This is a genomic window from Paenarthrobacter histidinolovorans (assembly GCF_014647595.1).
Classification (GTDB): Bacteria; Actinomycetota; Actinomycetes; order Actinomycetales; family Micrococcaceae; genus Arthrobacter; species Arthrobacter histidinolovorans.
The window spans coordinates 105,173-127,409 of record NZ_BMPM01000008.1; the positions used below are offsets into that span (position 1 = coordinate 105,173).

20 protein-coding genes and 2 riboswitches are annotated in these 22,237 nt (G+C 63.9%); of the genes, 10 read left to right on the top strand and 10 right to left on the bottom strand.

Features of this window, described 5'->3' with window-relative positions:
• Positions 1–14 precede the first annotated feature (14 nt).
• On the bottom strand, positions 15–692 hold the full coding sequence (locus tag IEY62_RS17300; RefSeq protein ID WP_189020122.1) for an NUDIX hydrolase: 678 nt from the start codon (positions 690–692) through the stop codon (positions 15–17).
• 297 nt (positions 693–989) lie between these two features.
• Positions 990–1,126, top strand: a riboswitch (TPP riboswitch).
• Between the two features lie 75 nt (positions 1,127–1,201).
• Between IEY62_RS17300 and IEY62_RS17305 the strand changes: the two genes are divergently transcribed.
• From IEY62_RS17305 to IEY62_RS17315, 3 genes are read left to right on the top strand one after another with little or no spacing between them, the layout of a single operon-like run.
• Positions 1,202–1,822 carry an ECF transporter S component gene (locus IEY62_RS17305; RefSeq protein ID WP_189020124.1) on the top strand — a complete coding sequence of 207 codons (621 nt, stop codon included), beginning with the start codon at positions 1,202–1,204 and terminating at the stop codon, positions 1,820–1,822.
• Complete coding sequence (locus tag IEY62_RS17310) at positions 1,822–3,399, top strand: ABC transporter ATP-binding protein (RefSeq protein ID WP_189020126.1); 1,578 nt, start codon at positions 1,822–1,824, stop codon at positions 3,397–3,399. Before IEY62_RS17305 ends, IEY62_RS17310 begins: the two co-directional genes overlap by 1 nt.
• Entirely contained in the window at positions 3,396–4,190 is a 795-nt protein-coding gene (locus tag IEY62_RS17315; RefSeq protein ID WP_189020128.1) for an energy-coupling factor transporter transmembrane component T family protein, read from the top strand. The genes IEY62_RS17310 and IEY62_RS17315 overlap by 4 nt, the downstream gene beginning before the upstream one ends.
• Here the strand turns inward: IEY62_RS17315 and IEY62_RS17320 are convergent.
• Together IEY62_RS17320 and IEY62_RS17325 are read right to left on the bottom strand one after the other, a co-directional pair.
• Positions 4,187–4,786 (bottom strand): GNAT family N-acetyltransferase, encoded by a 600-nt coding sequence (locus tag IEY62_RS17320; protein WP_189020130.1) that lies wholly within the window; start codon positions 4,784–4,786, stop codon positions 4,187–4,189. The two genes, IEY62_RS17315 and IEY62_RS17320, sit on opposite strands and share 4 nt — an antisense overlap.
• A 36-nt stretch (positions 4,787–4,822) precedes the next feature.
• Entirely contained in the window at positions 4,823–6,946 is a 2,124-nt protein-coding gene (locus tag IEY62_RS17325; RefSeq protein WP_189020132.1) for a penicillin acylase family protein, read from the bottom strand.
• Between the two features lie 101 nt (positions 6,947–7,047).
• Between IEY62_RS17325 and IEY62_RS17330 the strand changes: the two genes are divergently transcribed.
• A complete protein-coding gene (locus IEY62_RS17330) occupies positions 7,048–7,773 on the top strand; it encodes a siderophore-interacting protein (RefSeq protein WP_189020134.1) in 726 nt (241 codons plus the stop codon).
• Between the two features lie 149 nt (positions 7,774–7,922).
• Complete coding sequence (locus IEY62_RS17335) at positions 7,923–9,446, top strand: UDP-N-acetylglucosamine 1-carboxyvinyltransferase (protein WP_189020136.1); 1,524 nt, start codon at positions 7,923–7,925, stop codon at positions 9,444–9,446.
• Positions 9,447–9,551: 105 nt separating this feature from the next.
• Here the strand turns inward: IEY62_RS17335 and IEY62_RS17340 are convergent, their stop codons facing one another.
• The 5 genes from IEY62_RS17340 to IEY62_RS17360 all read right to left on the bottom strand — a co-directional run bounded on the left by IEY62_RS17340 (position 9,552) and on the right by IEY62_RS17360 (position 13,109).
• Positions 9,552–9,968 (bottom strand): endonuclease domain-containing protein, encoded by a 417-nt coding sequence (locus IEY62_RS17340; protein WP_189020139.1) that lies wholly within the window; start codon positions 9,966–9,968, stop codon positions 9,552–9,554.
• 633 nt (positions 9,969–10,601) lie between these two features.
• Positions 10,602–11,219 carry a hypothetical protein gene (locus IEY62_RS17345; protein WP_189020141.1) on the bottom strand — a complete coding sequence of 206 codons (618 nt, stop codon included), beginning with the start codon at positions 11,217–11,219 and terminating at the stop codon, positions 10,602–10,604.
• Between the two features lie 10 nt (positions 11,220–11,229).
• A complete protein-coding gene (locus tag IEY62_RS17350) occupies positions 11,230–12,438 on the bottom strand; it encodes an O-succinylhomoserine sulfhydrylase (protein ID WP_189020143.1) in 1,209 nt (402 codons plus the stop codon).
• Entirely contained in the window at positions 12,439–12,849 is a 411-nt protein-coding gene (locus IEY62_RS17355) for a rhodanese-like domain-containing protein (RefSeq protein WP_189020145.1), read from the bottom strand.
• The gene (locus tag IEY62_RS17360; protein ID WP_189020147.1) at positions 12,846–13,109 is read right to left on the bottom strand and encodes a DUF1737 domain-containing protein; all 264 of its coding nucleotides are present in this window, start codon (positions 13,107–13,109) and stop codon (positions 12,846–12,848) included. Before IEY62_RS17360 ends, IEY62_RS17355 begins: the two co-directional genes overlap by 4 nt.
• 13 nt (positions 13,110–13,122) lie before the next feature.
• Positions 13,123–13,234: riboswitch (SAM riboswitch) on the bottom strand.
• Positions 13,235–13,389: 155 nt separating this feature from the next.
• On the opposite strand from IEY62_RS17360, the gene IEY62_RS17365 reads away from it, so the two are divergent.
• The 4 genes from IEY62_RS17365 (at position 13,390) to IEY62_RS17380 (ending at position 17,889) form a co-directional block, all read left to right on the top strand.
• A complete protein-coding gene (locus IEY62_RS17365; protein ID WP_189020150.1) occupies positions 13,390–14,718 on the top strand; it encodes an NtaA/DmoA family FMN-dependent monooxygenase in 1,329 nt (442 codons plus the stop codon).
• Entirely contained in the window at positions 14,718–16,280 is a 1,563-nt protein-coding gene (locus IEY62_RS17370) for an aromatic amino acid ammonia-lyase (protein ID WP_189020152.1), read from the top strand. The genes IEY62_RS17365 and IEY62_RS17370 overlap by 1 nt, the downstream gene beginning before the upstream one ends.
• Complete coding sequence (locus IEY62_RS17375; protein ID WP_189020154.1) at positions 16,277–17,329, top strand: PLP-dependent cysteine synthase family protein; 1,053 nt, start codon at positions 16,277–16,279, stop codon at positions 17,327–17,329. Before IEY62_RS17370 ends, IEY62_RS17375 begins: the two co-directional genes overlap by 4 nt.
• Positions 17,330–17,406: 77 nt before the next feature.
• Positions 17,407–17,889, top strand: a complete 483-nt coding sequence (locus IEY62_RS17380; RefSeq protein WP_189020156.1) for a carboxymuconolactone decarboxylase family protein — start codon at positions 17,407–17,409, stop codon at positions 17,887–17,889.
• Between the two features lie 131 nt (positions 17,890–18,020).
• Here IEY62_RS17380 and IEY62_RS17385 read toward each other — a convergent pair whose 3' ends face one another.
• The gene (locus IEY62_RS17385; protein WP_189020159.1) at positions 18,021–19,475 is read right to left on the bottom strand and encodes an amino acid permease; all 1,455 of its coding nucleotides are present in this window, start codon (positions 19,473–19,475) and stop codon (positions 18,021–18,023) included.
• Between the two features lie 253 nt (positions 19,476–19,728).
• Positions 19,729–20,670 (bottom strand): aminodeoxychorismate lyase, encoded by a 942-nt coding sequence (locus IEY62_RS17390; protein ID WP_189020161.1) that lies wholly within the window; start codon positions 20,668–20,670, stop codon positions 19,729–19,731.
• Positions 20,671–20,757: 87 nt separating this feature from the next.
• Here IEY62_RS17390 and cls point away from each other — a divergent pair, with 87 nt between their 5' ends.
• Positions 20,758–22,230 (top strand): cardiolipin synthase, encoded by a 1,473-nt coding sequence (gene cls / locus IEY62_RS17395; protein ID WP_189020163.1) that lies wholly within the window; start codon positions 20,758–20,760, stop codon positions 22,228–22,230.
• Positions 22,231–22,237: the final 7 nt, after the last annotated feature.

Consider the following 22,237-nt stretch of genomic DNA (forward strand, 5'->3'; position numbering starts at 1 on the left):
GCTGCACGGCCCGGCTACCCGCGGTTTTCCCGCTCCTTGAGAAACGCCGCCAAGGACCCAACCGGGGCCAACACCGGGGCAACCGGGTGCTCCGCGGACCACACGGCCTCCACGGAAGCGAAGGCAGCGATTTCCTTCAGCAGAAAATACGTTGGGGGCATCAGCTTCAACTGCCCTGCGGCTTCTGCTTCCAGGATTCCGGCCACCGGCATCCACAGCGACTGCCAAGCCTCCGTGGTTTGGTGGCGGGGCCGGGCTTCCGGCCCGGGCTTGGCCACGTAGAAGTAGGTATCGAAGCGTTTGGGCATGTCTATGGGAGTGATCCAATTGGCCCAAGGCCGCAGGTCTCCGGCCTCGATGTTAAGCCCGGCTTCTTCCTCGACTTCGCGGATTGCTGCCGTGAGAACCATCCCGGCGTTCTGCTCAGCCAAGGCCGCGTCCGCCGAAATCGAACTGTGTGCCCAGGACTCCGCATGGCTGCGCAGCAGTTCCCGGGGGTACTCCCAACCGGATTGATCCGCGGTATCTACCCGGCCGCCCGGGAAGACCACCATGCCCGCAGCAAAGTCCATGGTGCTGACCCGGTGCTGGACAAACGCCTCAAGCCCGGAGGGGGCGTCGCGGAGCAGAATCACGCTGGCAGCAAGGCGTGGCTCGGCCACTGGAGCGTGGGAGCCTGGGAGATCGGTCATCACGCCATTCTCGCAGGTGCGTTGTGGGGCCTGGTGTGCGTGCTGCGGCGTGGGGATGGGGCGCAGAGTGGGCCTCGCATCGTATTCCCATTTGTTGCGGGGCCTGGTGTGCGTGCTTAAGCGTGGGGATGGGGCGCAGAGTGGGCCTCGCAACGTATTCCCATTTGTTGCGGGGCCTGGTGTGCGTGCTGTGGCGTGGGGTTGGGGCGCAGAGTGGGCCTTACAACGGGATTGTGACCGAGGCCCGGAGCCGGCGCACGCGGAGGTGTAAACTGAACCAGCCCATCAGGGCAGATTTGATAACGACAGGGGAGCGCCGCCGTCGGACCCTGCAGCAATGCAGGAGACGCGAGGGCGCTGAGAGTGCGGACAGCCGCAGACCCTCGAACCTGATCCGGTTAGTACCGGCGCAAGGGAGTCGAGCTTCTCAGAGTGTCCGGAGGCGGACGGCGCAAGCCGAGCAGACTCCGGGGAGCACTTTCCCCTCCTGTAACCTCAGGAGGCAGAAAATGACCACGGTAAACGTGAAGAAGACCAGTTACAGCTGGCGTGTTGTTGACATCGTGGTGGCGGCCCTCATCGCCATCGCCGGCGGCGTGATCTTCTGGGCCTGGTCCCAGGGCGCGGCACTGGTATCCATCCCCATGAACGCGGCGTACCCGCCCCTGACCGGCCTGATCGCCGGTGGCTGGATGATCCCCGCAGTCCTGGGAATGCTCATTATCCGCAAGCCAGGCGCAGCACTGTTCTGCGAAGCCGTCGCTGCCACGGGCGAACTCATCATGGGTTCGCAGTACGGCACCACGGTGCTTATCTCCGGCATCCTGCAGGGCCTGGGCGCCGAGCTCATCTTCGCCGCGTTCCGCTATAAGAAGTTCAACCTGCCCACGTCCCTCCTGGCGGGCGCGGGCGCGGGTCTCTTCTGCGGACTGAACGACTCCTTCCTGCCATGGGGCTGGAACATCGCCTACGAGGCCATCGACAAGCTGACGTACATCACCTTCACCACCATCTCCGGTGCAGTGATCGCCGGCGGCCTGTCCTGGATCGCTACCCGCGGCCTGGCCACGACGGGTGTCCTGGGTTCATTCGCGTCGCGGAAGGCCGCTTCGGAGCCAGTCTTCAACTGATGCCTGCCACACACAGCGGCACTGTTCGGCCTGCCGCCATCACCGCCGAGGGGTGGGGATGGCGGCATGCCGGCCGGGCCCAGCCTGCCATTCAGGGCCTGGACCTCCGCATTGAACCGGGGGAGCGCGTCCTGCTGCTGGGACCTTCGGGGGCCGGCAAGTCCACGCTGCTTCATGCCCTCGCGGGGGTGCTGGGAGACGAGGAAGACGACTCGGACGAGACCGGCTCGCTGCTGGTCGACGGCGTCTCTCCCCGCGGGCAGCGTGGCCGCGCCGGACTGATGCAGCAGGATCCCGAAACGCAGGTGGTCCTCTCGCGCGTGGGTGACGACGTCGCCTTTGGCGCCGAGAACCTGGCCGTGCCACGGGACGAGATCTGGTCCCGTGTGCATGAAGCGCTCGACGACGTCGGGTTGCGTACCGCAGCAGGTGGCGGTTTGGCATTGGAGCACCCGACGGCGGCACTCTCCGGGGGACAGAAGCAGCGCCTTGCGCTGGCCGGCATTTTGGCGATGCGGCCTGGACTGATCCTGCTGGACGAACCCACAGCCAACCTCGATCCCGCAGGGGTCCTTGAGGTCCGTGACGCCGTGGGCCGCTGCCTGGACAAGACCGGCGCCACGTTGGTTGTGGTGGAGCACCGGGTGTCCGTCTGGAAGGATCTGGTGGACCGGATTGTGGTCCTGCAGCCGGGTTCGATCGCCACCGGACCCGGCGCGGGCACCCCGGGAGTCCTCCTGGATGGACCGCCGGACCAGGTGCTCACAGAAGCACGCGACATGCTGGTGGCTGCGGGCGTGTGGGTTCCCGGCTACGTTCCCGCCACACGGGAGCGCGTCCGGGAGGCCGGAACAAACGAGCTGCTTCTCGCGGCTCAGGACCTGGCCGTGTCCCGTGAAAAGCCAAGGCGGAAAGGCTTCCGGACCATCCCGCCGGTTCCGGCGCAGAAAGACATCACGGCCCAGGTCCGGGCCGGTATGGCTTTGACCGTTACCGGGCCGAACGGTGCCGGGAAGTCCACTTTCGCGCTTACGTTGGCCGGGCTTCTGGCGCCGGTGGACGGCGCGGTGAGTGCCGGCGTCGGGCTTTCCGAGGGCGCCGGCATCGACCCGTACAAGTGGAAGGCTGATCAGCTCATCTCGCGGATCGGCACGGTGTTCCAGGAGCCGGAGCACCAGTTCGTCACGGGCAAGGTCCTGGATGAGCTCATGTTCGGTCCGAAACACCTTGGCCACGGCGAGGAACGCGTGGATGAATTGGTGGAGCGGCTGAGGCTCTCCCATCTGGTGGATGCGAACCCGTACACACTCTCCGGCGGTGAGAAACGCAGGCTTTCGGTGGCTACGGTGCTGGCGGCACACCCGAAAGTACTTGTCCTTGATGAGCCCACATTCGGCCAGGACGCCAACACCTGGGCTGAGCTGGCGTCGTTCTTGTCCGAGTTGCTGGACGCCGGGACGGCCGTGGTTTCCGTCACCCATGACCAGGAGTTCAGCGCCGTCCTGGGCGGGACGGAACTACGGCTGGGGCCGGTGTCACAGGGCGAAACCACTCATCAGGAAGCGGGTGCGGCATGAGGGACGCCATGAATCTGCGCGGCAACCATGCACTCCTGACCCGGGCAAACCCTTTGGCGAAGTTTGTGGCTGTCTTCCTCATTTCCCTGGTGTTGGCCCTCTCCATCGACTGGGTTTCCGCGTCCACGGCACTCGTCGCGGAACTGGTGCTCTTCCCCTTGGCCGGCCTCACCATCCGCTTGCTCTGGCAGCGCGCCTGGCCGCTGATCATTGCCGCGGCGATCGGCGGCTGGAGCACCGCCATCGTGGCCGCTGACAGCGGCGCGGTACTGCTCGACGTCGGACTCTGGTCCATCAGCGAAGGTTCCCTTCAGCTGGGGCTCGGTTTCATGCTGCGCGGCTTGGCGATCGCCCTCCCTGCGATCCTGTTGATGTCCTGCACCGACCCGACAGACCTGGCCGACGCCTTGGCGCAGAAGGCAAAGCTGCCGCACCGCTTTGTCCTCGGCTCACTTGCTGCCATGCGGTTGGTGGGCCTGATGGCGGAGGAGTGGCAGACCATCGGAATGGCGCGTCGTGCCCGCGGTGTCGGCTCGCAGGGGAGCCCGATCCAGCGACTCAAGGCCACGCTCGGCCAGAGTTTCGGACTGCTGGTGCAGGCTGTCCGGCGGGCTTCGCGGTTGGCCGTGACCATGGAGGCCCGCGGTTTTGGCGGGGGACAACGAACGTGGGCGCGGGAGTCCACGTACTCGCTGCTGGACGTGTGGGTGGTTGTTGGTGGCGTGGCCATAGCGGGCGGCGCCGTCCTCACGGCATTGGGCGCCGGAACGTGGAGCTTTGTCTGGCGTTAGCGGGCCGGTAGTTCCTGGATCTCGTCGAAATCCGATCGGGTGAGGAAGCCGAGCTGGGCCTCCTTCTCCTCGAGCTGAATGATGGGGCCCAGCTCAAAGCAGGTTGCTTCCAGCCGGCGCAGGGCTTTCGCGTTGCGTGAGTCCGGCTCCACGATGATCCGGTCCTTGCCCGGTAGCGAGAACATGTACCGGATCAGGGAGGTGCCGAGTCTGGGCGTGAAGTGCGGGATGGGGCGAGTTGCCGGTGCCAGCAACAAATGCATCCCAATGTCGGCCTCGCGGGCGGGGTAGGCCTCGCCCACGGGATCGTGAAGTGGTTCGTACGTCTGGAACAGGGCCATGGGCTCGCCGTCGAGGAGGGCCAGGAAGGCGTGGTGCGTTTCCAGGGAGTCAAGGAAGCCGTAGATTTCCAACACTTCCTCCTGGGACTTCTCCGTCATGCCCCAGAACTTGGCGCGGGGTTGCTTGACCCATTCGAAGATGAGCCCGATGTCCTCGCTGGGGATCAACGGAACGATGCGCAAGTCACCCCAGTTCCCGAGGTTCTCGGAGTAGACGGTGGTGCGGAGGGAGAAGTCATGGGTGGCGGTGGTCATGTGTTCCTTCGGTAGGCGCGGGGTACGGGTGGGGTGTCAGAGCGGGTCTTTGGCCAGGGAGGCCCAGTCGGTGACGACGGGGACCATGCGGCCGTCGCTCCAGAGCGAAAGCTGGTCCGCAAAGTGGTTGTGGCCGGGCGATCCGGTGGCACCGAAAGGCACAATCCACCGGCTGTTCTCCCGGCGGCCCAGATCCCAGACGTAGCGGGCCACGGGGCCGCGGAAGCTTCGGTCCTCCACTCCCGGGAGGCTTTCGGTGCTCAGTACACAGCCGGTGTCTCCGCTCAGGGCAGCCGTTGGTACTGCGTCGGCAAGGGATTCGGGGAGCAGCTGGACTGCCAGCAGAGTGTGCCGGTCACCCCAGGATGCGCCGTCCAGCAAGGCCTCTTCCAATGCCGTGTCTTCCAACGCCGCTACTGCCTCCACTGAAACGGCGATGCCAAGTTCGGAACCGCGGGCCAGCAGCGTCTCCAGCGCGAAACCGATGCGCGAGACCACGGACAACCACGGGCCAAACAAAGGGGAGTAGCCGCTCGGCGCATTCAGCGGAGCAAGGGCGGCATGCCGTCCGAGGCGCTGGACCAGGGCCCCACGCCAGGCAGCAAAAAGGGCCGCCGGATGGCTGGCTGCATCCATCCGGCCATCCCACGCCATCAGCTGCGTCCTCAGTTGCTTCGCTTCGTGGGACAAGTCGGAAGGATCCACGGTGCCCAGGACCTTCCGGAAGGAGGGCCACGGACCCAGCAACGTATCAGTGTGGATGGCTTGCATGTCATCCCCGGACAGCGCCCCGGGGGGCGTGGATTCCAGCAATTGACGGATACGGATAGCCCGGTAAGGAGGTGCGAACTCCATGGCTACGGCGTCTCCGCCACCTGCCGCACGGTCGTTCGCGCTCACCGCGAACCGCTCAATCTCTGTGCGGGGCAACACGGCGTAGTCTCCCTCCCACGCGTGGCGGGGAGAAAAGGCCGGCGCCGGCAGCCGCCGGTTTGCCGGGTTGCGTTGCGGAACCAGTCCGGCAACGAAATGCCTCACCGCTCCCGATGAATCCGCGGCCACCACGCTGTTGACGGGCTCCACCCAGGCATCGAAAGCAGCTTCGACGTCAGCGACGCTCCGGCTCCGCAGCAGCGGCAGGAGGGCCTCAAAACCCAGTCGCCCCTCAACCCGCGACGGGAAACGCAGGCTCAGCGCACCGCCGTCGGGCGTGTCAGAGATGACCGGACCGCGGGCGGTCTCAACGATCTCAACGGTCTCCGCTTCACCGCCCCGGACGCTGATGGTCTCGGTACTGACGACGACGGGTTCCCATCCTTGCGCTCCGTGCGCCTCGATGCGTTCGCCGTTGCTGTCGGTGATCCGGCGGAGTTCCTCCACAAAGAGGTCCTGGTAGTCGGCCATCGCGTTCGTGACGGCCCAGGCGGCGTGGCCCGCATGCGCGAAGTGCGGCAGGCCGGGAACTCCTGGGAACGCGAAGCCCACGACGTCGAATTCCGGGCAGGCCAGCCGCAGCTGCTGGTACACGCCAGGCAGTTCCATGAGCCGGTGGGGGTCCCCGGCGATCAATGGCAGGCCGCTCGCGGTCGTTGAGCCGTGGGCGGCCCAGGCGTTGCTGCCGGACCAGACGGGAGCCTCGATGCTGAACAGGTCCACAGCTTCTTCCCCGAGTGTCCGCGCGACGTGGGCCCGGAACATCTTGTTGGGGAAGGTGGAGAAGAGGATGTGGTGCACCAGGAAGACCCCCAGCGGCGTCCAGGGGAGCCAGGGTTCGGGGGCGCAGCCGGTTTCAGCGAACTCCGGGCCGCCGCGCAGGCCGTCGGTGAGTGCCTGGTTGATGCCGGCCACGTACTGGCCGCACCAGCGCTGGGTGTGGCGGGGGAGTTTGTCGAAGCAGCGGCGCGCGGTGTCGTTGAGCCGGGCCTGCCGGGCAAAACGGTCCCAGGCAACGGCATCGGGCCCCAGCATTTCGGCCACCCGACCTTCTGAACGCCAGCGCTCCAGTTCGATCTGCCAGGAACGGTCCATTGCGGCGTTCCGGCCTTGAAGGAATGCGAGTTCGTCCGCCGACTCCGCCCAGAGGTGCGGGATTCCCCAGTTGTCGCGGTAGGTTCCGGTGCCGCCTGCCGGGGCGGGGTGGTGCGTCGGGGCAGGCGTCATGATGTCTGGCCGCTTTCGAGCTTAGGTTAGGCTTACTTAAGTTCAAGATAAATGGCTTTGGCCCCGGGCACAAATCGTGGCCGTTCGTGAAGGAGTGTTGCTTGAAGCGCAATTGGGAAGGTGTGGTCCTCAAGGTCATGGGCGCCAAGGACTTCACCCTGGAAGTCACCGCCCGCGAAGAAATCACCCCGGACTTCCTCCGCATCCACGTGCGCGACGGCGGACTCCTCAAGGTCTGTGACCTGCACCCGACCATGTGGATCCGGCTCTGGTTCAACGATTCCGGCAAGGCCCACCAGCGCGCCTACACCCTGGTCAACCCGGACCCGGAGGCCGGCACCTTCAGCATGGACTTCGCCATGCACAGCGGGGTGGCGGCTGATTGGGCCCGCACAGTCGAAGCCGGCGACACCATCGACGCCACGGTCCAAGGCAGCTCCTTCGCGTTCCCGCAGCCCACTCCGCGCCGCATCTGGGTGGTGGGGGACCCGGCCTCCCTTCCAGCCATCAACTCGCTGCTGGATGCACGCGGACCGGGCGGCGCGCCCGTCACCGCTTGGCTCGAATACCAGCACGACGCCGACCCCTCACTTGAAATCCGGACGTCCAGTGACGACGTCGTCACCTGGATTCCGCGCAAACGCGACGGCGCCGCGCTGGTTGAGGAAGTCTGCGGCGCGTTGACTGCGCACACCGTCTCGGTGGCGGACGACTTCTTCTGGGTCGCCTGCGAGGCGTCCAGCACCCGGGCCATCGTGAAGCACCTTAAGAAGGAACTCGGGGTGGACAAGCATCGGATTGACGCTTTGGGGTATTGGCGAGCCTAGGGAACCGGGCCCGCCGCGGCTGTGAGCAGGCGCCGATGAGGCGAGTGCCGCCGTCGGGCTTTATATCGCACAGCGGGTAGGGTGTGACGTTTGCCGCGCAATCGGTGTTTAGCTGGCCACTTCTAACTCATTTGTGATATTTCTTGGTTATGACTCAAGCTACGCCAGAACACGTAGGCCTCCTGCTCCGCAACGCCCGCGGCGAAAAGGGCTGGACGCAGGGGCAATTGGCTTCTGAGCTGGGAACCAGCCAGAGCGCTATCGCCCGGATGGAACAGGGTAAGCAGAACCTGAGCCTCCGAATGATCGAACGCCTCGAAGCGATCTTCGGCCGTTCGATCGTCAAGGTCGGCAAACCCCAGATGACCCACCTGCGGGTGGAAGGCGGCCGGACGCTGTCCGGTGAGGTTGATGTCAACAGCAGCAAGAACGCCGGCGTGGCCTTGCTGTGCGCAAGCCTGATCAACCGGGGCACCACCACGCTGCGCCGCCTGGCACGCATTGAGGAAGTGAACCGGATTGTTGAAGTCCTGACATCCATCGGTGTGGAATGCACCTGGCTCAACGGAAGCGATCTGCGCATCCGCAGGCCCGAGGTCCTTGACCTGGAATCAATGGATGTGGACGCTGCCCGACGGACCCGCAGCGTCATCATGCTGCTGGGGCCACTCCTGGACGAGACCAGCGAATACTTGCTTCCCTACGCCGGTGGTTGCGACCTCGGAACACGCACCGTAGAGCCCCACATGCAGGCGCTGCGCCAGTTCGGCCTGGACGTTGAGGCAAAGTCCGGGTTCTACTCGGTCACCGCGCCTCCCGCCGACGGACACCACCGCTCGTTCGTGCTGACTGAGCGCGGCGACACCGTCACGGAGAACGCCATCATGGCAGCGGCGCACCGCGAGGGCACCACGGTTATCCGCAACGCCAGCCCGAACTACATGGTCCAGGACCTCTGCTTCTACTTGCAGGGCTTGGGAGTGGACATCCAGGGCGTGGGAACCACCACATTGAAGATCACCGGCCGGCCGGCCATCGACGTGGACATTGAATACTTCCCGTCAGAAGACCCCATCGAGGCCATGAGCCTGATCACCGCCGGAATCGTGACCAATTCGGAAGTCACCATCCGCCGGGTCCCTATCGAATTCATGGAGATCGAGCTGGCCACCCTGGAACAAATGGGCCAGAAGCTCGAAATCTCCGGTGAATACATGGCCCGCAACGGCCGCACCCGCCTGGTGGACGTAACCACCAAGCCCTCGGAGCTGCACGCCCCGCAGGACAAGATCCACCCCATGCCGTTCCCGGGCCTGAACATCGACAACCTGCCCTTCTTCGCCGTCATCGCCGGCAATGCTGAAGGACAGACCATGATCCATGACTGGGTCTACGAAAACCGGGCCATCTACCTGACCGAACTGAACAAGCTCGGCGCCCAGGTGCAGCTCCTGGATCCCCACCGGATCTACGTCAACGGACCCACCAAGTGGCGTGCCGCGGAAGTCGGTTGCCCTCCGGCCCTGCGTCCGGCTGCCTGCCTTCTCCTGGCGATGCTTGCGGCCAGGGGTACGTCCGAGTTGCGCAACATCTACGTGATCGAGCGCGGTTACGAGGACCTGGCCGAGCGGCTGAACACCATCGGCGCAAAGGTGGAGTACTTCCAGGACTGATGCTGACGTATTTCTGCTGGATCATCGGCTTTCGCAGCAACGGGAAAGCCCGGAATCACGGGCCTTCCGGCTGCTGCTTCGAGCGATGATCCAGCAAATACGCTGTCACCGCCTACCCTGCGCCCTTCCGAGCCCAAGGCACGCCCGGATCTGGCCTAGGACCAAGTCCGGCGAGTTCCAGATTTGCTCGGGGGCGAAGCTCAGGACGCGGTAACCCAATGCATGGGCAGCGTTCAGCCTGCCCATGTCCTTCCGCCACGCCTCCCTTGAACTGTGGAACTGATAGCCATTGACCTCCACAATCAGCCAGCCATCAATCAGGGTGTCCACCCGGCCCACTCCGGAGATATGGACTTGGCGTCTGAATGATAGACCAGCTGATTCGAAGAGCAGGCGGGCACTGATCTCCGGGACGGATTCAGACAAACCGTCGGCCTTACGCAGGAGTTTCCTCGCATTCCCGAAGTGGTTGGCCCGCAGCTCGCCCTCCAGGACTTCACGGGGAACTCCACGGTTTTTCATGGCGGACTGAGCCACGGCAATGGCGTCAACGTCCGGCAGGCACGTGAGAGCATGAATGACGGTGTCTTCCAGCGATGCAACTGGAATGCAGGACTCCGGGCCCAGCCTAAGACCACCGTGCCGGATAAACCCCCGGCCTCTGTTGTGCTTGGTTGCCAGATGAAGTCTTCCCGGTTTGTCTTTAAGCCAGAGGCCATAGCGGACAGCAGCGCTTGCGCATGTCAGAAGTCCGTTGTTTACGAGGGCGGAGACAAACTCTGTATCTGCGGATGGCAGAGCCCATATGCCGTGCCGCGGTTGATAGGCCCCCTCGAGCTTCCTTAGGTCACCCGGGGTGTGCCCGTGGGCCCTGAGAAGACCCACCTTGGCTACTCCACCTACTGACGACAGGAATTCGAATGCGTTCATGCCTTCAGTCAGTCACGGACAGGTCCCTCCCCGGCCTGGAAACTTCGCGTATGTGGACAATTCTGCTGGATCATCGGCCCCGGCCAGCTTGCTTGACCCGCTGATCCGTGGGTCCCCTCCGCTACCAAGGGCGATGATCCAGCAGAATCTGTTTGCCGCAGGCCAATCCGCAAGCCCCACCCGATGTTCGGGAGGCAACCCGCTGCTGACCAGGGCGCGGCGGCCTTAGCCCTCCATGTCTCCGATGTTCCCGCTATCCCCGATGCCCCCGGGTTCCGGCCAAGCCATCAGGTACGCTCCTACAGCTCCTTCGGTGAGGTAGAAAACCAGGGGCGGTATGTCCTTGGTGGCAGCCAGGACCGCCCCGGAAACCGCGGCCATGCCTGCTGCCGTCAACCCCACCCATCGTTTGGCGGGGGACTTCAGGAGGCTGCCTCCCAGTGCTGCCAAGCCCACCACATGCAGCCATGAGTAGGCGAGGAACGGTGCATTGGATCCCCGAAAAGCAGCGAAACGCTCAAGGTCCGAGGCCCGCCGCGACAGGCTGTAGATAAAGAATGGGGCGCCCGCAAGCAGCACTGTCGCTGCCGCGGACGCCCATGCTTTGGAAGGTCCGGCCGGTTGTGTCTTTGAGAACGCCATGAAGCCCACCGGTACTGCGGCGGTTCCTGCAGCGGCCGCGTGATGGCCGATCACCCAGCCGCGCTCGCTGGCAAGCAGCAGACGCAGGCGCTCTGCGGGGTCTTGCATGAGGTACACCCGGGACCCCGGGGAAATCCCGGCCAGCCACACCACCGAACCCGCAACGATGACAGCCCCCGCCCGGCGGTATGGATGCCTCATGCCAGCAAGGTTAGACCTGTTTGAGGGCCTTCTCCAGATCCAGGATGAGATCGTCCACGTCCTCGAGCCCCACCGACAAGCGCACCACGCCATCGAACAGCCCAATCGCCGCGCGCCCCTCCGGCCCCATGGCCCGGTGGGTGGTGGTGGCAGGGTGGGTGATCAGGGACTTGGAGTCACCGAGGTTGTTGGAGATGTCGATGACACGAAGCCCATCAAGCAGAGCGAACGCGGCTTCCTTGGCGGAGCGGCCAGCTGACGGCGAGAGCTCGAAAGTGAGCACCGTGCCGCCGGCTTTCATCTGCTTCGCCGCGAGCTCGTACTGCGGGTGCGATTTCAGCAGGGGGTACTTGACCCAGCTGATGGCGGGCTGCTGCTCCAACCATTCGGCGATCTTCAGGGCTGATGCCGAGCTGTGGTTGACGCGCAGCCCGATGGTCTCCAGTCCCTTGGTCAATACCCAGGCGTTGAAGGCCGAAAGCGATGGTCCGGTGTGGCGCATGAGCTGCTTCACGGGTCCGTCGATGAATTCCTTGGTGCCCAGGATTGCGCCACCGAGGACGCGTCCCTGGCCGTCGATGTGCTTGGTGCCTGAGTACACAATCACGTCGGCGCCCAGCTCACCGCAGCGTTGCAGCAGCGGAGTGGCAAAGACGTTGTCGACGACGACAGTCGCCCCCGCGGCATGCGCCAGTTGGCTGACAGCCTCGATGTCCACGATTTCCTGCATGGGGTTGGAGGGAGACTCGAAGAACACCGCAGTGGTGGGTTCGGAGAGGGCCTCACGCCACTGTTCCAGGTCCGGGCCATCCACGAAAACGGTTTCCACACCCCAGCGGGGAAGGATCTCGTTGAGGATCACGAAGCAGGAGCCGAAGAGGGAACGGGCGGCAACCACCCGGTCGCCGGCAGCCAGCAGGGCACCCAACGCGGTGAAGACAGCGGACATGCCGGACGCCGTCGCAAAGCACGCCTCGGTTCCTTCGAGCAGGCGCAGCCGCTCCTGGAAGGTGGCCACGGACGGGTTGCCGTAGCGGGAGTAGACGAAGCGTTCGTCCTCTCCGGTGAAGGCACGCTCTGCGGCGGCGGCGGATTCGTAGACGAAACCGGAGTTCAGGAAGACGGGTTCGGCCGTTTCCTGGAAGTTGGTGCGGTCAAGGCCACCGCGGACGGCTTGGGTATCGGGGCTCCAGCCGGCGGCGTCGGGATTGAAAGTCACTTACTCGGTCCCCAGATTCGTTGGCAGGCCACGGTTCTTCCAACCATTCACAGTCCGTTCGCCGTAGCGGTCGGGTTCGCCCTCAAAGCCTTCAAGGACGTTGTAGGCGGTGAAGCCTGCCTGGGTGGCGGCGATGGCGGCGGAGATGGAGCGCTGGCCGGAGCGGCAGATGAAGACGAGCTCCACGCCGTCGTCCTCTGGCGCTTGCTGCTGCAGGTCCTCGATGAAGCGGGAGTTCGGGATGCCGCCTGCGAGGTTCCACTGGATGAACAGGGGATCGTTCTCGGTGGCTTTCGTGTCGGGAATGCCGATGTGGGCCCATTCGCCCTCGGTGCGGACGTCCACCAGGATGGCGCCCTGTTCAAGTTTGGCCCACGCGTCCTGCGGGGTCAGGTCACCTGCGTAGCTCATGCGTGGCCCTCGAATGCTTCTTCGTCGTCGGTTTCCAGTTCATCAACGGCGTTGGCAACTGCGGCATCGGCGCTGGCAATCGCGGCAGGCAGGACTACGGCCTGTGCGACGATCACCTCGGTTCCGTTGAAAGTGGCTGCGGGGCTGCCGTGCAGTACGTACCCGTCCGCCAGGGCGTTGGTGATCCGCTCACAAAAGTCGCGGGTATCCGGGCCTGTTATCAGGCGGTAAGAGAGTTTTTCTTCAGTGGGTTCAGGCATTGCTGGTGCTCCTCAGTCACGCTTGCAGTTCGAGTTGTCGATACGCCGAGTAGTCACCTGAGGCACCCCGCCGGAGAGAGGGTTGCCGACCAGCAAGTCAGGGCTTTGCGCTGGTTCTCATTACTCAAGAAAAACGTAGCATTCACGACGACGGCCCGCACGGCGGCCGTCGTCATGTTGCGTAATCGGAGGGTGCTGGAGTACGGGTCCAATTAAGACGTCCCGGGAGCATAATTGACGCAGTACGACCCCCCGTAACTTCGTATGAAATCAGGTCGCGGTGAACGGACAGAGCAGTTCTACACTCAAGCCCATGCTGCATTTTGGTTGGTTTGTGGGGCACGGATTCGGGGTCCAGGGCTGGGGAACTCCGGGCTACAGCCTGGGCTACGACTGGAAGAAACCCGCCCTGTACCAGGAGGCCGTGCGCGCGTTCGAGCAATCCGGGCTGGACCTGTTCATCATCGAGGATTCCCTGACAGTGCCGGACACGTACGGGGGTTCGGCCGAGGTTTCGCTGGCCCATGCTTCCTTTGCGCCGAAACATGATCCTTTGGCGTTGGTTCCGTACCTGCTTTCCGCCACGGAGCACTTGGGGATCGTTCCCACGGTCAGCGCTTCCTTCTACCCGCCCTTCACTGCGGCCCGGCTTCTTGCCACGTTGCAGCACTTCTCAGACGGGCAGCTCGGTTGGAACGTGGTCACATCGGGCAGCGACCTCGCCGCCCGGAACTACGGGCTGGACCAGCAGATCGAGCATGACCTCCGCTATGAAAAGGCTGAAGAATTCGTCGACGTCGTCAGGCGGCTCTGGCGGAGCTGGGAGCCTGACGCCGTGCTTGAGGACGTTTCAGCCGGGGTATTCGCGGACCACACCAAGGTGCATCCGATCAACCATCAGGGCGAGTTCTTCAAGGTCCGTGGGCCACTGAACACGGCTCCGCTGCCCGAGGAACCCGTGCTTGTCCAAGCCGGTGCCTCTCCCAGGGGCAAAGCGTTCGCCGGTGGTCACGCGGATGTGGCGATTGCCCTCGCCCGCGGCGTGGACGGGATGAAGGCTTACAGGGATTCGATCCGGGCTGAGGCGGCGAAAGCAGGGCGGAATCCCGACGACGTGAAGGTGCTTTTCGTCCTGAAGCCCACCGTTGTTGGATCTACTGCCGAGGCCGAGGAGTTGCGGGCACAGCGCCGGGAACTGACGCAGCGTGACATCGACAGCCAGCTGAATTCGATTTCCTACCTATCCGTGATCGACTTCAAGCAGTTTGATCTCGATGCCCCGCTTCCGGAGCTGAGCACCAACAGCAACCAGGGCACCCTGGAGCACTTTGCCAAGGCGGCTCCTCCCGGGTCCACGCTGCGTGAAATCCTGCAGGCCCGCAGCGGTGGTGCCGGGGATTCGATCATCGGCACGGCCGGTGAAATCGCGGATTACCTGGAGGAGACCGGCTCGGCGGTCGGGGGCGATGGCTTCCTGTTTTCCGGCTTTGTTGATCCGGTGACCGTGCACGGTGTGCTGGACAAGCTCACGCCCGAGCTGCGGCACCGTGGCCTGTTGAGGAAGAGTTACGGCAACGGCGGATTCCGCCAAAATCTGCTGGATTTCTAGTGGGCACTTTCACTATCGGGACAGGCCCCGTTTCCGCGTCGGCCGTGGCGCAAGCAGCAGCTGATCCGTCGTTTCACGTGGAACTCAACCAAGATGCGTTGAATTTGATCCGCCGGGGGCGGGAGATCGTGGAGCAGGCGGCTGCCTCCGGCCAGCGGGTGTACGGACTGAATACCCTGCTCGGATCAGGCCGGGACACGGTTGTGGAGGAAAAGTCACTCCTGGCCTACCAAGTCCAGGTAGTGAGGTACCACAACAGCGGCGTGGGCCCGTATCTGGACCGTTCCCCAGCCCGGGCGCTGATTCTGGCCAGGCTTGTCGGATTCAGCCGGGGCGGCTCCGGAGTACGTGCCGGGACCGCCGGGTTCTACGCCGAACTGCTCAACCGCGGCGTCTTTCCGGCCATCCCGCGCGAAGGCTCGGTAGGTTCTTCGGACCTGACCCAGCTGGCCGCCGTCGCTGCCGTGGCACTGGGTGAGGGCGAAGCGTTCGACGCCGCGGGCATGCTGGTGCCCGGCGCCAAAGCCCTCGCGGACGCCGGTCTGCAAGCCCTGGTTCTCGCGCCAGGGGAGGCGCTGGCCCTGGTGAGCGCCAACGCATACTCCGTTGGCGCAGGTACCCTCGCTTTGGCCCGCCTGCGGCACCTCGCCCGGCTGGCCGACGTCGCGCTTTCACTGTCGCTGGAGGCGATCGCAAGGTACGACGGCGGCGGGAACCTCAGTCCCTTTTCGCCGGCGATCCAAGCGGCCAAGGCGGTGGACGGCCAACGGGACTCGGCGGCAGCTGTTCGCCGGCTTCTGAGCGGCGGATGGCTGGAGGATGTCCGGCCGGAAGTGTCCGTGCAGGACGCGTTGTCGTTCCGGGCAGCTCCACAGACCCATGGGGCGTTCCGGGCCTTGGTGTCGCGGCTGCGGTCGGCCTTGGAGGTGGAATTGAACGGCCGGGGGGACAACCCGTTGGTCGATGTTGAGTCCGGTGCGATGGTGTCCGGTGGGAACTTTCAGCCCATGCAGCTGGCGTTATCCTTCGAGAGCTTGCGCCTGGGATTGGCGCACGTGGGAATTTCCAGCGAGCGGCGGATCGCCAAGCTGTATCCGCCGCAACGGGCCATCCGGGCCAGGCACCTGGCAGCGTCAACCTCCGCGCCTGGAACGGCGTCTGCCTTGATCCAGGAGGAGCTGCCCGGGCTGCTCTGGTATTCCGCGGCGGGGCTGTTGGCCGAGCTCAAATTCCTGGCAGCTCCTGCAACCCTGGGGGCGCCCACGCTCTCGGCCGACATCGAGGACCACTCCACGCTCGCGCCGCTGGCACTGCAGCAACTGGAGAAGTCGATTGATGCTGCGGAGAAGCTCCTGGCCATCGAGTCCCTCACGGCTTCCTACCTCTTGCTGGAAGCGGAAGCTGCACAGCCGCTCGGCAACGGAACCGGGCTGGTGGTGGGCAAGCTGGCTGATGTGCTTGCCGACCGGCCTTCGGCGCCGGACCTGGTGGAGCGCTCGCGGACTGTGTTGCGCGAAGCCGTGGACCAGCTTTTCACTGAAACAGAGGAGGCGACGCCATGAGCACGGCCACCCGTAAACATGGAATCCACGCACAGCCCGGGAGTCTTGACGGTCTCGACGCCTCGGTCCTGGAAGAGGTGGGGAACACCCCGCTGGTCAAGCTGGAGGCGTTCAGCCGCGGATTGGGGAGCGTCATCCACGTCAAGCTGGAGTCCGAGAACCCCGGCGGCTCCATCAAGGACCGTACGGCACTGAGCATGGTGCGGGCGGCCGAGCGTTCGGGGGAGTTGAGGCCGGGTGCCACCATTGTGGAGAGCACGTCCGGTAACACCGGCATCGGGCTTGCGCTGATCGGATACCTCACCGGCCACCCTGTAGTGGTGGTCACGGGCGACACCATTTCACAGGAAAAGCTCGCTGCGCTGCACAACTATGGGGCGCGGGTGATCCTGACCGATTGGAACGCGCCGTCGGAATCTCCGGAGAACGCGAGGGCTGTTGCGGCCCGGATTACTGCTGGGACGCCGGGCGCCTGGCGGCCCATGCAGTTCGATAATCCGGCCAATCCCTTGGCGCATTATGAGACGACCGGGCCGGAGATCTGGGAACAGACGGGTGGTCTGGTGACGCACTTCGTGGCCGGCATCGGTACGGGCGGGACCATCAGCGGTAACGGGCGGTACTTGAAGGAGCAGGTGGCGGCTTCGCGGCCGGGCGGGCACCTTGAAGTGGTGGGCGCCGATCCCTATGGATCCGCCTACAGTGGCGGCCATCCCGGCGAGATCCTGGTGGACGGCGTCGGCAATTCCTGGCCACAGGAAGAGTGGCCCAGGATCTTTGACCGCTCCATCGTGGACCGTTTCCTCCGGATTCCCAATGACGAGGTCTACTCAACCGTCCATCGGCTCCTCGACGAGGAAGGCCTGGCGCTGGGCCCTTCGTCCGGCCTGTCCGTGGCGGCCGCCGTGCGCGTGGCCCGCGCTGCGCCTCACGGTTCGGTGGTGGTAGCGATAGCTCCCGACGCCGGTACCAACTACCTGAGCAAAGCCTTCAACCCCGTGTGGCTGGCCGAGCATGGCATCCGCCTGGCCGCCGACACCCCGGAGTGACCCTCCCTCACGTCCTGTGTGGGGCGGACGCGTGCTCTTTCAAGCGCTCGCGGAGCGCGGTGCGTTAAGCTCCAACCATGCCTGAACAGGAAACAAAACCGCGGCTGGCCGGTTATCTCGATAAGCAGCAACCCGATCTCTACGCGACGCTCAGTCACTATTCGCAGCAACTTGTCGATGAAGCTGACCGCCTCGGGATCCCGCGCCGGACCCTGGAACTCATCAACTACCTGTGTTCGCAGATCAACGGGTGCGCGTTTTGCTTGGACCTTCACCACCGCCGGGCGCTGAAGTATGGCGAGACCGAACAACGCCTGTCATTGGTGGCCGTGTACAAGGAGGTGCAACTCTTCGAACCCAGCGAGGTTTTAGCCATGGAGATCGCCGAGCAGATCACCCGCATGAGCAGCTCGCGTCCAAGCCCGGAACTCTTTGAACAGGCGCGCAGGCACTACAGCGACGAGCAGATCAGTGTCCTCTGCATGGCGGCGATTGGAATCAACGCTTTCAACAGGCTGTCCATCCTGAGTGAGCACCCGGTCAGAGTAGCCAAAAAGTAGTGGCTGGGGCCGTCCGCAGTACTGAGTGCCAGGCGTCCTGACCTTCTTTCAGAGCAAATCAGCCCTTGGGCAACCGCAATAGGTTGGCCAAGGGCTGATCTGCATCCAAACAGGGTCAGGAAGCCGCAGAGCTAAGCGTCCAAGGCCTTCTTGAGCGACCGCCGTCGTCCGTACTTGAAGTAGAAGAACGCGTAGCAGGCACCCACGAAAGGCACGCCGAACAAGAGGGCCGTCACCTGGTTGGGATCGAACGCGATGCCGATCAACGACACAACGCACAAGGCGAAGGCGAGGATCGGCACCAGCGGAAAGAGCGGGGCCTTGTACGGCAGGCTGTTGACGTTACCGCCATTCCGCACGAACGTCCTCCGGTAGATGAAGTGTGAAGCCACGATGGACATCCACACACCCACTGTTGCAAAGCCGGCCACGGAAACCAGGACCAGGTAGACGGTAGCGGGTGCCACGACGCTGCTGATGAGCGAGGCCAGGCCGCCAAGCATGCTCACACAGAGGGCAACCAGGGGGATGCCGCGCTTGGTGAGCTTCTTGAAGGCCTGGGGTGCGTGGCCTTCATCGGCCAGCGAGAACAGCATGCGGGCACAGGAGAAGAGCCCGCAGTTTCCGGCTGAAAGCAACGCGGTGATGATCACAAAGTTCATGATGTCGGCCGCGTACGGGATGCCGAGCATGGAGAAGACGGTGACGAACGGGCTTTCGTCCACGCTGACTTTTTCATAGGGGATGGTTGCCGCGATGACCGTGATGGCTCCCACGAAGAAGATCATCAGGCGGATCACTGTGGTTCGCATTGCCTTGGGGATGTTGGCGCCGGGGTTGGCGGTCTCGCCCGCTGCAACGCCGATCAGTTCGGAACCGGAGAAGGCGTAGAAGACTGCCAGGCACGTGACGAAGACTCCAGTGAAGCCGTTGGGGAACAGCCCGTCAGGGGTGCTGAAGTTCTCGCCAAACGTGGGGTAGTCGCCCGTAGCCATGGGGTGGAAACCGGTCAGGGCGGCGCCGCCCAGGATGATGAGGCCGACGACGGCGGCGACCTTGATGAGCGCGAACCAGAACTCTGATTCTCCAAAGACGCGCGATGAGATGGCGTTCAACGTGAAGAGGACTGTTGCGAACACGAAGCACCAGATCCAGACGTCCACGCCCGGGAACCACCGTTGCATAAGAAGCCCGGCCGCGGTGAATTCCGAACCGAGGGCCACAGCCCAGCAGAGCCAATAGAGCCAGGCAGTGGCAAAGCCCGTGGCCGGTCCGATGGTCCGCGCTGCGTAGATGTGGAATGCGCCCGAGACAGGAAACGCAACAGCGAGTTCCCCGAGGCAGGCCATCACCAGATACACCACGACGGCGCCGATAAGGAAGGCAAGCACCGCGCCCAGGGGGCCTGCGGTTGCGATGGTGTAGCCGGAACTGACGAAGAGGCCCGAACCGATGACACCGCCCATGGCGATCATGACCAGGTGCCGGGCCTCCATGGACCGGCGAAGCCCTGATGTGGAGGCGGCAGTTGCGGACTGCGCCTCGGTTGCCGATGCTTCGGCTTTTGTGGGGGAGCTGAGTCCCATATTCCCTCCGGGAAGTTAGCCAGCAAAGTCTGAAGTAGTGCCGGTTGGACGTGATCCAACTAACACGAGAACAAGATTCATCACATGACGAATGACCATTTCAAGGAGGATAAGAGAAATGCGATTGAACGCACAAATTGCCCACGGCTGAGGCCAAGAGTTCCTAATCATTGAGTCATGCGAGCAATTACTCTACTTGCGACCTGCTAGGTTCCAAGCGGAGCATCCTTGGCGGATGCCCCGGGGCGGACCTCTATTCGATGCCTGCGAACAACTCGTTCAGCTCAGCTGTGAGCTGCTTTCGGATGGCCGGTGTACCGACCTCCTTGCCGTTGATGTGATTCACCGGGGCGATCAAGCGAATACTGGAGATGAGCCACACGGCGTCAGCATCGAACAAGTCTTGCGGCTCCAGCGGGCCGTAGCCCAGTTCCCAGCCGGCCGCCTTGGCTGCCGCGAACAGCGCACCCTGCGAGGTTCCCGGGAGGATGCCGCTGTCCAGTTGCGGTGTGATGAGGCGGCGAACAGTCCTGACGGAACCATCGCCGTCGTCTACTTCTTCAAGGTGCGCCAGCAGCACCGTGGACGTCGGCCCTTCAAGGACGCGGCCATCTGTCGAGGTGAAGATCGCGTCGTCGGCGCCTTGCTTGTGCGCGTAGCGCAGGGCAGCCATGTTGACGGCATAGGAAAGGGTTTTGGCGCCGAGCAAAAGCCATGGCGCGCGCTCGCCCGCTTCGGTATCGAAGCCACGGTCCAGAAGTACGACGTCGATGCCCGTCTCCCGCTGCCGGCGGCTGCCCGCGGGTGAGGGCGAAGCCTGTACCCAGCAAGTGGGGCTCGCCGCACCTTCAACCCCGCGGGTGACGATGAGTTTGACCACAACCTCGTCCTCCTCGGGCGTGGGCGCCGGGTGGACAGTGCGGAATTCCGTGATGGCCGTGTCGATGGCCCGCCGCCAGGCATCCTGATCGGGCGGGGTCAGGTCCAACGCGGCTGCGGAACTGGCCAGCCTGTTGAGGTGTGCCTGGACTTTCCGGGGGCGCCCCTGGACCGCCAGGAGTGATTCGAACACACCATCTCCGCGTGTAGCTCCCAGGTCCGTGGCCATAAGCTGCGGTTGGCTGGAATCGGCAATTCGGCCGTTTTCGAAAGCGGGGTCCAGGAAAACGAGGACCGTGGGGGCTGCTGAAGTCATGGTCCAAGCTTAGTGCGGGGCCACTGCTGATGACTTTGCCGGATAGGCTGTGGTCACTGTTGTCCATGAACCGTGGGGGTTTTTCACGTGCTCTTTCCTTTTCCGTTTGGCCAGGAGTGGACCTGGTTGCTGGGTGCGTGGGCCATCGTGGAAGTCGTCATGCGCATCGTCCTGCTGGGGATCATCCCCGGCAACCGGCGCCCCACAACCGCCATGGCCTGGCTTTTGGCGGTCTTCCTCATCCCATCAGTGGGGTTTGTGCTCTTCCTCCTCTTTGGCAATTTCAAACTTTCCCGGCGCAGGCGTGAACAGCAGGAAGAAGTCAACCGCCGCGTCCGCGCAGTGACCTCCGATCTGTCGGATCCCGTGAGCGTCTACTCCGGACCTGAGTGGGTGAAATCGGCCGGGGAACTCAACCACCGGCTGGGTTCACTGCCCATGGTGGATGGCAACAAGGTGGAACTGATCCCCGGTTACCAGGAATCCATCAAAGCCATGGCCGAAGCCGTCAGGGATGCCAAGAACTACATCAACGCCGAGTTCTACATCATGAGCAGTGACTCCGTGACAGATGAGCTGCTCACTGAGATGGAAAAAGCGGCTGAGCGTGGCGTTACCGTAAGGCTCCTCTTCGACCACATCGGAACATTGCGGGTCAAGGGCTACCGTCGCCTCATCCGCAGGCTCAAGGCGGGCAAGATCCAGTGGAAGCGAATGCTGCCGCTGCTGCCCATCCACGGTCAATGGAGGCGCCCGGACCTGAGGAACCACCGGAAGATCATGGTGATCGACGGACAGGTCGCATTCACCGGTTCGCAGAACCTGATTGAGCCGTCCTACAACAACCCCAAGCACCACAAGGTGGGCCGCAAGTGGGTTGAGCTCATGTCCAGGCTTGAGGGTCCGATCGTGCCCACCCTCAATGTGGTGTTCGCAACAGATTGGCTCAGCGAAACGGACGAGTCCTTGGAGGACCAGCTGCGCCTCCCGGCCTTGCCGTCCCCGGGGAAGGTCACCGCACAGGTTGTGCCCAGTGGCCCCGGGTTCGCTACGGAGAACAACCTGAGGCTCTTCAACACACTGATCTACTCGGCGCAGCACCGGATTTCGATCTGCAGCCCGTACTTCGTTCCTGATGACTCGCTGCTGTACGCCATCACCACTGCAGCCCAGCGGGGGGTGGACGTGGAGTTGTTCGTCTCGGAGAAGGGCGACCAGTTCCTGGTGCACCACGCGCAGCGCTCCTACTACGAAGCATTGCTGCATGCAGGGGTGCGCATCTATCTCTACCGCGCGCCATACGTACTCCACGCCAAGCACTTCACCATTGATGACGAGGTGGCGGTTCTCGGTTCCAGCAACATGGACATGCGCTCCTTCTCCCTCAACATGGAGGTCTCGGTGATGCTCCTGGGCTCCGAGACCGTGAACCTTATGCGGGCCGTGGAGTCCACGTACCGCGAGGTATCCCGTGAGCTTATGCTGGACGACTGGATGGACCGGCCCCCGCTGGCCAAGTATGTGGATAACGTGGCCAGATTGACGGCAACGCTCCAGTAATCCTCAA